We start from the raw sequence: 15,454 nt of genomic DNA, 5'->3' as shown, positions 1-15,454 counted from the left end.
GCTGCGGACGAAATCATCGCTTCGAGAGATTCTCTAACTGGACAGCACCACTTTGGCGTAGCTACGCTCGCCAGAGCGTGGAACACCCCGGGAGTCCACCTTCTGGCGAAGGTAGCTACGTTCGACCGGCGATTCACGCTGTTTCTTGAGCAAAGTGGCGCTGTCCAGCGAAAGCGGTCTGCGACGTGGCTGTCGTAGCTATCGATGAGATCCGTCGATTGGTCACCGAAATCCCCCCCCAATCGTTCCGCTAGTTCGTCTATACTCGTTCACTATCTGTTTCGGGGGTTTTGCCGGCCGTAATTGCGGTGGGTGTTCCAGGGGTTTTAGGAAGGCGGTTTGATGCGGAAAACGGTATCCAAGTCGAGGGCGCCACGCGGAACGGTCCGCAAGAGGAGGTTATCGAAACCACAGCGCCGACGGCTTTCGCATGAGAAGCTGGAACGCCGCGATCTGCTCGCGGCGCAGGTCTCGGGCACGCTCTGGCACGACGTCAACCAGAACCAGACCCAGGACGTCGGCGAGCCGGCCCTTTCGGGATGGCAGGTGTTTGTCGACAGTGACCAGAACGGGCGCTACAACGTCGGCGAGCCGCTGGCGTCGACCAATGCGTCGGGCGGATACGCTTTCACCGGGCTGATGGAAAGCCAGGAGTACTGGGTGGGTGCGATCGAACCCTCGTTTTGGAACCAGAGTTTTCCGAGCAACGGAGTGGGGGAATCGCCTGGCGAACCGGTCGACACCAATGACGCGGTCTACTTTTCTCAGCAGTGGCATTTGAGCAATCCGTCGGGCGTCGACTTGAACGTGCTCCCGATCTGGCAGACCGGTTACAGCGGCGACGGTGTAACGATCGGGATTGTTGATTCCGGAGTCGATCCCAGCCATCCGGACCTTGTGCATCCGTTGCAGGACGAACTTGGACTGGACCTCGTGGGGGCTTCGCCGGGAACGGTCACCATCACCACGGTCGATAGTCTTGGCATTCCGGACACCGGGACGCAGGTCCGGTCGGACGCACACCTTGAAGGGCTGGAAGAGATTGCGGGGCTGACGGTTGCCGACGTCGATGTCGAAATCCAAATCACTCATGCACGGCCCGAGGATTTGTCGATCGAATTGCACAGTTTGGGCAAGTCGCTTCCTCTGGCTTACAGTGGCGGCACGTTTACGAGTCCGCAATTGTCAGATCACTTTGACGGCGAGAACCCGAATCCTCTCTTTTGGTCACTGCAACTGACCGACACCGTCAGCGGCGAGAGCGGAACGCTCGATTCGTGGTCGCTGATTTTCGAAACAGAATTCGACGGTCACGGCACGGCGGTCGCCGGGCTTGCCGGGGCGGACGGGTTGTTCGGAAGTTTCGGTGTCGCTCCGCGCGCCGGCTTGGTCGACATTCGCTTGTTGGGCGCAAACGAAAATGCCGATGAGGTCACTGCCCTGTCGCACCAGGCTGACACCATCCGCGTCTACAACAACAGCCGCGGGCCGAGTTTCCTGCTCGAGAGTCTATCGCCGGTCGATGCGGATGTTGAGGCGGCGATCAGAACCGGGGTCGACAACGGAAACGTCTATGTTTTCGCGGCGGGAAACGAACGCCAAAGTGCCATCAATATCAACTACGACGGACTTGCCAACCTCCGCGAAGTCATCAGTGTTGCCGCGGTGGACCAAAGCGGCGAGATCGCCGATTACAGCACACCGGGCGCGGCGGTGCTGGTCAGCGGCCTGGCAGGCTCTGACGGCGACGTTTTTACCTCCGATCGGGTCGGCGAATCCGGTTACAACCGGGTGGCCGACAACTCCGACGGAGATTCGTTTCCCGATACCGACTATACCAGTACGTTCAGTGGCACCTCCGCGGCGACGCCGATGGTGTCGGGTGTGGTCGCGCTGATGCTCGAGGCGCGGCCGGAACTGACCACCCGCGACATCCAGCACATCCTTGTCAATACCGCGCGGCCGACCGACGTCACCAATGCGGGATGGGCCCGCAACGGCGCGGGACACCTGGTCAGTCACGATTTCGGATTCGGTCTCGTTGATGCGACCGCTGCGGTCGAAGCGGCCCGCCGTTGGACGCCGCTCGGCCCGGATTCCGAATCAAGCATCACCACGGGAACGATCGAGGTCGGTGAACTCGTTGCCGAAGGCGGCACGGCCGTGGTGTCATCCGTCTCGGTCGATCAACCGCTTTCGGTCGAATGGGTCGAAGTCGAATTCAACTACAGCGGTGACATCGATGTCTCGCGAGGTGACCTATCCGTCGTTCTGGTTCACGAAGATCCAAGCGGCCACGTCACTCGATCGGTTCTGGCGGAACTGAGAACGGATTTCGGCGAGTACCAAAACTGGCGTTTCACCTCCGCGCGACACTGGGATGAATCGTCGCTCGGGACGTGGCGTTTGGAAGTACGTGACCTGAATGACGATCCCGCGATCGATGACGTCGGAACGTTCGATTCTTGGAACCTGACCCTGTTCGGCACGGAGCCTGGGCAGCAGCCTCAATTGCCGTGGCATCGCTTCGTCACCTCGGCGGATTCGACGCATCCGGGGGTGAACTTCGCCTTCTCCAATCCGTCGGATTTCCAGGGCCATGCCGGCGACGTCATCACGGTGGATCTGCATGACGCGGGATTCGACAGTTTTTTCCAATCCGCGTCGCTGACCGGTGTCAACGCCGACAAGGCACAGTTGCGGACCACGATCGATGGCGTGCCGTTTACCGAAAGCGGAGTGCTGTACCTGATCCCCGATCCAGGTTTCAGCGGAGTGATCAGCGGCGAGGCGGTGATCAATGGCAACCCACAGCCATTTTTCGTCGCCGTGGACGAGGGCCATTCGCACTTGGGGGTGGACCGGATCGTCCCGGATTCGACAACCGAACTGGGGGCGTTGCGGATTCAACAACGACTCCGATCGCTTGGGTTTGTTGATCAGGACGGAAACCTGCCGGCGCTGACCGGAGTGATCGATGCCCCAACGCAGTGGGCCCTTGGTCTATTCAACGCGGCCAACACCGACACGCCGCTGCAGGCCTTCGGCAACATCGTCCGTCACGACTTGCTCAACTCGCTCGACGCACCGCGTTGGCGTGAATTGTTCGAAGTCCCGGGCTTCACCGTCCTGGACACGCTCGGCGGTCAGGAGCAGACGGAAGACTGGGCGATCGATTGGGCGCAAGCGATCGTAACCAAGGCCGGGGCGACGCTGCCGCCGGGCGTCGAATTGAAACTTCGCGCCGCCAGCGAACCCGAAGGCGGCGACCACGGTTTCCATCAGAATGAGGCGATCGGTTCGCACCATGCCGGGCTGGATTTGGATTTCGAAACCGATTCGACCAACTCCACGGCACAACCGTTTCTTGCGACCGTCCAACATGATGGCGAGAGATACGTTCGCGGTGCCGGCAATCAGTTGATCGTCTACAGCGGCGGATCGTACAGTCTTGCCGCGGACACGGCGGCCAATCGAGCGAGTGCGGTTCGGCTGCAGATCGAAGCGAGTCCGGACAGTCCGCTCAGCGCCTGGGACAACCGTGAAACGTTGCTCGGCATCCGGCCCTTCATCGTCAGCAATCCGCTGATTGCTTACGACCTGGATTCGGTCCGCTCGCAAATCCTCGCGCTGGCCCTGACGCAGGCCGCGGCGGGACCGTCGATCGCAGGCATTTTCTACAACGATCCGAGAACCTGGTTCGACGGCTTTAACGCCGACGGTTCGATCAATTGGAATGGTGACGGACTGACCAGCGTCGTCAAGTTCAGCGACAACGTCGGCACGACGCCGGGATTGAACGGGATCGTTCATGTCGATCTGATTCCGCCGGTCCGCGACACCGCGATTGCTGCGCAGCAGAAGGACGCGCTGATCGAAGGGCTGAACCTTTTTGCATCGCTCGCGCAGGAAGCGACCGAATTTGGGCCGTTCGATCAAACGATGGCTCTGATCGGTCAACCGCTGCTGGCGGGTTTTGACGTCGAAGCGGTCTTGGCGGCGGCGCTGACCGATCGGTTGGAATTCTACGTCGGTTCGGATCCAACGCCCACGGCGGAAGAGTTCCGTGACTCCCTGGTCGCCTTCAACCCATCGCTGTCCGGCTACTCGATTTCGATCGATGATTCCGCAACGCAAGGAGGCTTGTATCGCACCGTAGATGGAGACGAGTTGCGGTTTCAGACACGATTGACCGTGAGTCGAAACGTGCAGACACCGATCGATTTCGGAGACGCGTTTGACGGCCTGGGGTTGTCATTGCCGACCGAATTGAATCAGACGTCCAGCGAATCGATGGTGCTGGACTTCGAATTCGGACTCGACCTCTCACAGCCGGTCGCGGACTCGTTCTTCGTCCGCGTCGCCGAATGGAATGCGGAGTTTGAATCGTCGCGGACGGACGCCAGCTTCGACTTGCATCTCGGCGTGCTCGATGCCGATGTCCGCGGCGGGAACTGGGGCATGGACGCAAGTGTCGCGATCGGTCTGGTTGACCCGGACGGCGACCCGCGCGAGACGATCACAAAAGCGGAACTCTTGGGAACCGCAATCGAAACACTGCTCGGGTACCAGACCGAGGCGTCTTCGTTGACGGTGGCGCTGCCGGTCGAGGCCACGCTGGGCACGTTTACGACCGACGGGACGTCGCCCGAGATCACGCTGTTTTCGTCAACGGTCATCGGCGACAACTCGCCGCAAGTTTTCTTCAACGCCGATGCGGAAGAACTGCGACTGTTCACGAACATCAAGTCGACCGACTTGATTGTGGCACTCGATGCGGTGCGCGACATCGTGGCGGCTTCCGAGGCCGAGTTGCCGAGCGATTTTGAGATTCCCTTCACCGACGGGGCTGAAAGCGGGCCGTACATCGATCTGACCGACACCTTCACCGAGTCGGTGTTGGACGCCGTGGGGACCTTTCCCGTGGTCCAGAGTTTGGTGCAGAATTTCAAAAACACCCACGGTGCGAGCAACCCGCTGAAAACGATCAGCGAAGACTACGATCCGGTCAGCAATGAATTGACACTCGCCTTCGCGGTCGAGACGTTCGGGCCGGCGACGTTCCCGTCGATCGACTTTCCGCTGGTCCTGGAATGGCTCAACGCCCTGGAGACGAATTCGACGGCCGTGGTCCGGGGCACCGACATCATCGAGTTCACACTGGTGGTCGATTTGTTGGAGGCCGCGGATTCGTTCGCTGACGAGCACGTCACGGTTCGTAACACGACGATCCAGACACGGATCGATTGGGACACGTCTAACATCAACGTTTACGACGGCCGGTTCGGTGCCCTGGAGATCACGTCGACCGGGGGAACCGGCACCCAGGACGTGTTTCTCTCGGCGACCGGTTTGGCAGGTGAGATCGGGCTTGACCCACAATCGCTGTCGTTGGGCGCGACGACTGCTGGCACCGCGGATCTTTGGCTGAACAATTTTCGGCCGCAAGACAGTCTTTTTCCCGTTGATCCTCCCGATGATCCACGTGCGAACATCACCTGGTCGGACATCTCCAACCCCTCGACTCGCGATGTCGCGTTCATCGACACCGACGATTGGTTTTGTTTTTACGCGCACCAAACGGTCGGCTACGACCAACTGGTCGGCGTTCTTCAGGACGCGAGTTCGTTTCTGACCAGTTCGTCGACGCAGTCGGCGGCGTCGTCGGTGATGCCGCTGTTGGGCATCAAACTCTCGGAATTTGTCAATTTCACATCGACCTTCTCATCCGCGGTTGCCGCGCTGCCTTCGTCCACGACCGATGTCGTCAATTCGTGGGAGACGGCGTTGGAGTCCACGTTCAATCTGCCGTCGGGCAGCGTCGAATTGACGTTTACGTGCGACGACGTGTTGATCGATCTTGACATCCCGCTGCCGTCCTACAATCGCAACATTCCTTACTCGATCGCCGACTCGAGTCTGGTGATCGCCAATGTCGGCGCCGCGGGGAATATCAATCTCAATGCGCAGCAATCGGTCCAGTTTCAACTCGGGTTGGATTTGACGACCCCGGCCGATCCGAAAAGTTTTTTGACGACGCAGTCGGGTGAGTCGAAGGTGTCGGGGACGTTCCGCGCCAACGGCACGATGAACAGCCAGATTACATTGGCGGGGACGGGCGGGACGCTCGGGGCCTGGATCCAAAACGGCACCGGGACGATTGACGCCGACGGAAAGCCGGGGACGTCGACGCCGGCGAGTTGGTCGTTGACGGCGGTCGATGCGGATGGCGACACCAGCGATGGCCGCCACTACTTTGGCGAGACGCCACTGCCGGGATTCGATTGGCAGGTCGACGGAGTCGGAGAGGTCGTGTTCCCGATTTACTTCCCGATCCAGAGTGAACCGATCGGCGGATCCGATGCCGACGCCGACATGAACGGCTATCCGGACAACGCGTATGCGGCGACCTTCGATCTCTCGTCGCTCTCATCCGGTCCGGGAAGCTCGACCGACATTCCGCTTGTCGTTCATCAGACGCCTCCGCTGGAGGATGCGTTTTCACAGTTGGACTTGCTCGACCAGTTGAACTTGATCATCAACGGCTTGGATTCCTTGTTGGCGATCGGTGAAAACGTGCTGGGGTCACAGATCTTCCAGACAGATCTTCCGCTGATCGGAGATGGTCTGTCGTCGGCCGAAAACTTTATCGGATCGATTCGCAGCAACGTGCTTGCAAGGCTAAACGCGGCGGGGCCGCTCACCGAAGCAAAGATCAAAACGGCACTCTTTGAAGCGTTCGGCCCGAACGGATTGAGCGTGCTGCAGAATGAAAATGAAATCACCGTCACGTCCGGCAGCGACTTCATCGAATTCGACATGGGACTCGACGGCACGTTGGCGGAATACCTTCGGCCGATCGATTTACAGATTCCCGCACTCGGAATGGAGTTGGATGGAAACATCCGCATCGCGTTGGATTACCAATGGGGCTTCGGGTTCGGCGTCAGTCTGGCCGATGGATTCTATTTCAAAGGAAATCCGTCGGGCGACGAGCTGACGCTGGATTTGAACGCGACGATCCCGGGAACCTCGGCGTCGGCCGGCGTGTTGAATTTTTTGAACCTGGAGGTGGCCGATCAAGGATCGTTCGCCCGGGGCACCTTCAGCGTCGACATTTCCGACCCCAACGGGGACGGCAAGATTGTTCCGTCGGAGTGGTCGGGCAAGGTTTTTGAATACGATCTGGTGGCCGACGCAAACATTCGCTTGGACCTCGCCGCGCGGTTGGGAAGCGACCAACAGTGGCCGGGACTGTTGACCGACTTTGTCGCGACTTGGAGTTCGAATTCTGGTGGCACGCCGGCGGTGCGATTCGAAAACACACAGTTGGAACTCGGCAAGTTTACGTCGAAGTTCGTCAAGCCGTTTTTGGAGCAGCTTGACGTGGTGCTGGCGCCGCTGCGGCCCGTGTTTGACGTCTTGCACACCGAGTTGCCGATCTTCAACGATATCAGCGCGCTCAAGAGTCAGTTGGACGTGTTGCCGCCGTCGGGCGTTCGGCTGTCCGATGTGGCGGCGGTGGCCCTGGATTATCTTGCGCCGCAGTGGGGATTGTTGTTCGACACGATCGTGCAAGTCGAGCACTACTCGCGGCAGTTGGATCTTGCCAGCGACAACACGGTGATCACGATCGGGACATTGGATCTGACCAACGAAGATCTCGGCAGCTCGGAATTCGATCCCGACGACATCGACTGGAACGTCGTCGGCAGCCAAGTGCTTGATCAGGTTCCTGACGGCCCGGCAAAGGATTTTCTTGAGCAGGCGGGTTCGAATTTTTCTCCCAGTCCGTTCGGCCGTGGATTGACGTTTCCCTTGTTCGACGATCCGACGCTGGCGTTTCAGCTGTTGCTCGGCCAGAACGTGAACCTGGCGCACCTGGATCTACCACGTCTGGACGAAAAATTGTTCGTGCCCGAGGTGGAGGTCCCGGTCCTGGGCGAATACCTGGTGGGCAAGTTCGAGGGGGGATACGAGTTTCTGTTTGACGTCGACCTGGGGTACGACACCGAGGGAATTCGGCGTTTCATCGCTTCGAACGATCCCGCTGATCTGTTTGACGGTTTCTTCATCGAAGACAAAAAAGCGCGTGACGGGAGCGACGTCCCCGAGCTGTCGCTGGGCGGTTACGTTTCGGCCACGGGCACGGGCCGCATTGGCGGGTCATTGGTCAAGATCGCCGAAGGCAGTGTGACCGGCGATGTCTTGATCGGTCGTCAAAGCGGGACGTCGGGAAAGGCGGCCGACCGCTATCAGGGACCGCTGGAGTTCGACATTCGCGACAACGACAACGACGGGGCGGTGCGTTGGGATGAACTACAGGCCAACGGATTTGCCTGTGCGTTCGATACCTCGGGCGGTGTCGGGCATGCCAACCTGAACGCCGACATTTGGGCCGGCTATGAGCTGCGGTACCCGACCTTTAAATGGAAAAATGGCCGATTGAAGAAGGAGTGGAAGTCGCGAAAGGTGACCGTCTTTGAAGACGATTGGCAAATCGCGAACATCGAGTTCATGTCGGTGAGTCCGAATTGTCAGGCCGCCCCGCCTCCGGATCTGGCCGTGTTGGACAACGGGACGTTGTACTTGCACATGGGACCGGACCGTTTCACGCCCAGCGGGGTCGCCTACGGTGCATCGCAGCGCGAACCGCTCAACAGCGACGATGGCGACGAGCGATTTAAGGTGCGAGCGGGCGAAAGCAGCGGCGAGTACGTCGTGTTCGCCTTCGGCCGCGAGCAGACCTTTACGGGGGTCCAAAAAATCATCGCCTACACCGGTGCCGGGGATGACCAGGTCGACATCACCGAACGGACGCGCGTCGTGGGGGTCAATTACGGTTCCGACGGATCGGCAGAACCGGTTTACGAAACGATCGGCAACTCGGTCGATGTGTCGATCGTGGGCGGATCGGGAAATGACGCGTTGACGTACACCGGTGCCGGCAACGCGACGTTGATCGGCGGTTCGGGCGACGACACGCTGACCGGCGGCAGCGGGGATGACTCGATCGACGGTCAGGGCAACCGCGATGAATTGCGCGGCGGTGCGGGAAATGACACGATCTATGGCGGATCCAGTGGCGACCGCATCGACGGCGGTTCGGGACAGGACAGATTGTTCGGCGAAGACGGGAACGACACGATTCGCGGTGGGACGCACAACGACTACATCGATGGCGGCGACGACGACGATGACCTTCGCGGCAACGAAGGCAACGATACGCTGCTCGGCTCCATCGGCAACGACAAACTCGGCGGCGGCGAAAACCATGATTCACTGCTCGGCGGCAGCGGCGACGACACGATCTACGGCAATGCGGGCAATGACCACTTGGACGGCGACACCGGTCGCGATCGGCTCGAAGGCGGCACCGGCAATGATTTCCTGTCCGGCGGAGATCAGGCGGATGACCTGTTCGGCGGCGATGGTCGAGACACGATTCGCGGCGGCGATCATAACGACGAGATCTCCGGCGGTGACGGGAATGATTCGATTCTCGGAGATGGGGGTGACGACACCATTCAGGGTGACGCCGCCGATGACACGATCCTGGGAGGCGACGGCAACGATCAATTGAGTGGCAACGACGGCGATGATTTCATCGACGGGAACGCCGGCTTCGACACGTTGTTCGGCGGCGACGACAACGATCGGCTGTTCGGCGGAACCGAGGATGATGTGCTGCTCGGGCAAGGCGGCCAGGACCTGATCGACGGCCAAGGCGGTGCCGATTCGCTGTACGGCGGTACCGGAAACGACACCGTTCTTGGCGGCACCGGCAACGACCTGTTGGAAGGCTTTTCCGGCAACGACGATTTGGACGGACAAGGCGGCGACGATACGCTCCGCGGTGGCGGCGGCGATGACACGCTCAAGGGTTCCGGCGACCGAGACGTTTTGACCGGCGGTGACGACGATGATTTGTTGCTAGGCGGTGATGCCGACGACGAATTGTTCGGCGGTCGTGGCAACGACACGCTGAAAGGTGAATCGGGTGATGATGAACTTCACGGCGAAGAAAACAACGATGATCTGGTCGGTGGGATCGGTAACGATTCGTTGTACGGAGGAATCGGCAGCGATACCCTGGTCGGATCGGACGGCCGTGACTGGATGGTCGCCGGCATCAGTTCGACGCGCATCGGTTTGGCGTCCGACCGCGATCTGCTTTACGGTGACCACGAAAACGGTATCGATCCACCCGGTCCGGCGACCGATCACAACGATACGCTGTTCGGCAGCGCCGGCGACGATACGTTGCGAGGCCAATTGGGGAACGACCAGATCATTGGCTTCACCGGCAACGATCTACTGCTCGGCGGTTCGGGTGACGACTCGATGGTGGCCGGGGCGGGCAGCGATACCGGCATCGGCGGCTGGGGCGCCGACCTGATCTATGCCGGCAACGCAGCCAACGACGGCGGCAGTTTGCAGGACCGCAATGTCGTCTTCGGCGACGTCGACGACGGCTCTCCGATGCCGGGCGCCGAGTCGGATCACGGTGACACCGTTTTCGGCGGCTCGGGCGACGACGTCATCCTGGGCCAACAGGGGCCGGACGAAATCCGAGGGCTGACCGGCAACGATTCGATCAATGCATCGACCGGCGACGACACGGTGTATGCCGGACACGGCAGTGACACGGTGGTCGGCGGTTGGGGCGCCGATCTGATTTTTGGAGGCGACTCGGCGACGCTCGGCGGCAGCCCCGCCGATCAGAACCAGTTGTTCGGCGATGTGCGGATCTCCGCGCCGGTCCCGGGCAGCGAATCCTTGCATCAAGACACCGTGTACGGCGGTGCGGGGCCGGACAAGATTTTCGGACAACGTGGCAACGACACGCTCGACGGCTTGGACGGACGCGACGTCCTGGAGGGCGGCGTCGGAGACGACGTTATCGAAGGTGGTGACGGATCGGACACGATGTTCGGCGGGATTGGCGATGACACGATGACCGGCGGCTCGGGGCCGGACGTGATGCTCGGCGGAACCGGCGCGGACAGCATCGGCGGCGGTGGCGGCGATGATGAAATCGATGGTGGTGCCGGCGTCGATATGCTCGAAGGCGGCGATGACGACGATGTCATCCGGGCCGGAACGGGCGTGGGCGACCGCCTGCGAGGCCAAGCCGGTAACGATGTCTTGATCGGGTCGGACGAGGGTGATCAGGACCCGGATCTCACCGACAACGTCTACTTCGGCGACTTGATCGAAGGCGGCGGAGGCAACGACACGATCCTAGGACTGGGCGGGGCCGATATCGTTGACGGCGGCAGCGGCAACGACCTGATCGACGGGGGCGGGCACGGCGACTTGCTCGGCGGTGGTCCCGACGATGACACGGTGCGCGCCGGAACGGGAATCGATAACGTGCTTTACGGCGATGATTTGCCGGCCGGTATTCTGTCCGCACCGGCGGTCATGGATGACGGGAACGATCTCCTGGTCGGCAGCGAGTTCGGATCTGACTCCCTGTTCGGCGGCGGCGGGAACGATCACTTGCGCGGCCTTGCCGGAAATGATTTCCTGGACGGGCAAGCCGACCACGACCTCATCGACGGCGGTCACGGGACCGACACCCTGCTGGGATCGTCCGGGGATGACGAACTGCGCGGCGGCGGCGGCGCGATGGACTCGCTGGTCGGTGGTGATGGCAATGACCTGATCATCGGATCCGACGACGGCGGCGATCTGATCGATGGCGGACCGGGGCGTGACCGGATCCGCGGTCGTGGCGGCAACGATGTGATCGATGCGGGCCTAGGTGATGACCACGTCCAAGGCGGCCCCGGCGACGACCTGATTTCCGGACAACACGGCGTTGATGTGCTGGTCGGCGGCGCCGACCACGACACGCTGTTCGGGTTTCAATCGACGGCGACGGGTGATGACGGCACTGTCGACTATCTTTACGGCGACTTCGGGACCAATGGCGATGAACCGGGATCCGGGCAGGATCAACTCAACGGCGGACTCGGCAACGACATTTTGTTCGGTGAAGGCGGTGACGATGCAATTTCGGCGACCACCGGCGACATCGTTCACTTCGGCTCCGGCGAGTCGGCGGTTCCGGCCGACTTTGTACCGCCAACGCCCACGGCCGATCCGACGGTGGTCGGAACATCGCTGCCGACCTTTGATGCGATTTTGCCGAGCGGTGTCGACGACGCGGGACGCTGGGGTGAGTTTGGTGGCTCGGCCAACGGTGCCGGACTGAATCGAGCATCCGGCCAGTCGATCCAACCGACTGTTCTGGCCGGCGCCGGCGAGCAATACGTCGCATGGGTCGATGACCGGACGGGACACAACGAAGTCTATGTTCTCAAACGTGACGCGTCGGGATGGTCCGAACTTGCCGGCAGTGGCAGCGGCAGCGGTGTCAGCAACGGGTTCGGCTCGGCGCAAACGCCAAGGCTCGTACTCGACACACAAGGCCGGCTCATCGTCGCCTGGACGGAATCATCGGGAGCAACGTCCGACATCTATGCCGCTCGGTATGATGCGACGTTGGCCGGTGGAGCGGGCGGCTGGACCGCACTGGGTACTTCACTGTCGGCCGGCGGTTTGACGTCGACCGGAAACGCTCACTCACCGGTCGTCGTGGCCACCGCCAACGGACCGCTGATCGCGTGGATCGATTCGAGTACTGGAACGGCACAGGCCTACGCCAAAACGTTCGACGGTGCCAATTGGATCGCGGCCGGAACGGGCGCGGACAGCGGTACCGGTATCACCGGGGCGGCCAGCGATATCGCGGAGTTGGCGATTGCCACCGACGGGGCACTCGTTTCGATCGGCTGGTCCGAACAGGTTGAAAACCGTACCGAAATCTACCTCAAGCAGTTCAACGGGTTGTCCTGGACCGAAGTCGGCGGCTCGGCGAGTGCTGGTGGTGTCAGTCAGAGCGCCGGCGCGAGCCGTCGTCCGAGCCTGGCATACCATTCCGGTGAACTTTTTGTCGCCTGGGAGGATGTGACGTCGGGGACAAGCCAGATTCGCAGTCGTCGGTACACCGGTGGTGTTTGGGTGACCTCGGGGTCGGGGAATGACAGCGGCGAAGGATTGTCACAAAGTGCAGCGATCGCCTCGCATCCACAATTGGTTGCGGGCGGGAACGAGTTGTGGATCGCCTGGATCGACCAGACCGGCAGCCAGGCGACAAGCGTCACGGCAGTGTTTGCACGCACGTGGGACGGTGCCGACTTCGTCGCCGAATTGGCCAGCGACGATGTGTTCTCGACCTTTCCCGGGATCGCGCCGACCAGCGATGGGGCTCGAGGGATTCAACTATCGATCGGTCCGGGCGGCGAACGCTTCTTGATCGTCCAGCAGAGCGACGGCGGTGCGCGTCGTTTACGTTTCCGCGGCGACGCCCCCGCCCAGGGTAACACGCACGTGGCCGATGCGACCCACTCGATCCAATCGATCTTGGACACACAGGACTTGGGACCGGGGGACCGGATCATTGTCGAAACGTCACAACCGGGGTTTGTCATTGGAACTGCGGATTCGGGAGTCACGATCCTTGGCCAACCCGGCGTTCGGATCAGTGGGCCGGTACAGATCAACGCAGCTTCCGAGGTCACCCTGCAACGATTAACGTTGGATGCCGAGGTCACCCTGGATGGGGCGGTCGATGCCACACTGCGTGAAAACCAATTGGCGGCCGTTACGATCAACGGTGGCAGCGGAAATGTCATCGCGGAAAACCGTGGCGGTACGCTCAGCCTGTCGGCAACCGACGCGATACGAGTTCAGGCAAATACGCTTTCGAATGTGACGTTCGATGGAACCACCAACCTGCAGTTTTCCGGCAATGATACCGGTTCGGTCGCGATCATTTCCGCGTCCGGTGGCGCATTGTTGGACAACGATATCCGTGGCCTGAGTATCGACGCGGCGTTCAGCGGATTGATCGAAGCGAACCGATTGCACTCGGCTTCGGTCGGGTTGCATTATGCAGCGCCTGCCGTACTGGCCGGCAACGAAATCTTCGGCAACTCGACCGGCGTACTCGCGACGGTCGACAGCACTATCGACGGCTTCGGTTTCATGCCCGGCTCGGCGCCCAACCTGATCCATGGCAATGCGATCGGCGTTCAATTGACCGGACGGATGCAGGGGCAACAGATTTTCGAAAACGATCTTGGTGTCACCGGCACCGGCATTCTGGGCGGCGATGATTTCGCGTCCGCCAGCTTGATCCATTCCAACACCACCGGCGTGCGGTTTGACGGGACCGTCCGCTACACGCGGATCGGAAACAATGATGTCGGCGTCGACGCGCGTGACAATCAGGTGATCGCACACAACGAGATCTATAACAATGCGGTTGCGGGCGTCAGGCTGTCCGGCGTCAGTCGGGCCCGCGTTCTGCACAATACGCTGTACACCGTGTCGGGTGACAACGTGTTGGTCACCGGCGGTGCGACCGAAACGGAAGTCCGCAGCAACGTGATGTGGGTCGAAGGCGGCAACTTCAATGTAAATGTTGCAAACGATTCCCGAACCGGTTTCTTCAGCGATTACAACACGTTGTACTCCTCCGCCGGAGGTCAACTGGTTCATTGGCTGGTCGACTTCAATGACATTCTGGACTGGCAAGTCGACGTTGGGGAATTCGATCTGAATTCGGGTGGACGGTCCGCGATCGATCCCGATTGGTCAGAGCCTCGTTTCGAAAATCGCCACTGGGACGCGTTCGACGTCAATGCGCCCTTGGCAGGTCAGCGACTGACGAGTCCGACGGTCGATGCGGCCGACCCGATCGCCGACGAGTCAAGGTTCAACGGCTACGTGAACCGACTTCAAAACGGCGACTTCGAAAACGGGCTGAGCGGCTGGCAGGGTAACACGCAAGCGAACGCGGATCCAAATTTCGCGGCGGGAGCGTTCTCGGGAGTCAATGTCTTTAGTGCCGGGGCGGTACCGGTCGGTTTTGTCAAGCAGACCGTCGACTTGCTTGCCGCCGGATACGACGCGGCGAGTCTCGATTCAAGCGACTTGCGTGTCGCGTTCGGAGGCCGAATGCGTTCGGAAGTGGCCGATCCCGATCGGGGCCAGTTGACTGTTCGGTTCTTCGGAAACGGAGGCACACTGCTTTCGACCGTCGAAACCTTTCCGAGTGCCACGGCGACCCGCTGGGCCCTTGTCGGCGACGATGTCAACCTTCCGGTCGGGACGCGTCAGATCGAATTTGAATACACCGCCACGCGAGTCTCGGGGACGACCAACGGTGCCCATCTGGACCATGCGTTCCTGTATCTCGTCCCGGAGAGCGAATCACCGGACCGGGGTGCGGTCGGCAACACGCCGTTTGACGATGTGCCTGCAAAACCACGTCTCTCGCTTCGATCACCCGACTTGTACGTCGATCTGCTCCGCGACGCTCCGCATCTGATCCGTTGGGACACCTACAACAATGCCGCCAACTCGCCGGTTCGGATTG

General features: G+C 60.9%; 1 protein-coding gene (only partly in view). It reads left to right on the top strand.

Annotation, left to right across the window (positions count from 1 at the left end):
- The first annotated feature begins 342 nt into the window (after nt 1-342).
- Nucleotides 343-15,454, top strand: partial view of a right-handed parallel beta-helix repeat-containing protein gene (locus tag H1B37_RS09535; RefSeq protein WP_182866417.1) — the 5' portion only. It continues 14,174 nt past the right edge of the window; 15,112 of the gene's 29,286 nt are visible here — the first part of the coding sequence; it begins with the start codon at nt 343-345; the stop codon falls past the right edge of the window.

Origin of the sequence: Stieleria mannarensis, assembly GCF_014154935.1 — a bacterium.
Taxonomy (GTDB): Bacteria; Planctomycetota; Planctomycetia; order Pirellulales; family Pirellulaceae; genus Stieleria; species Stieleria mannarensis.
This window is presented reverse-complemented; position numbering and strand designations above follow the sequence as displayed.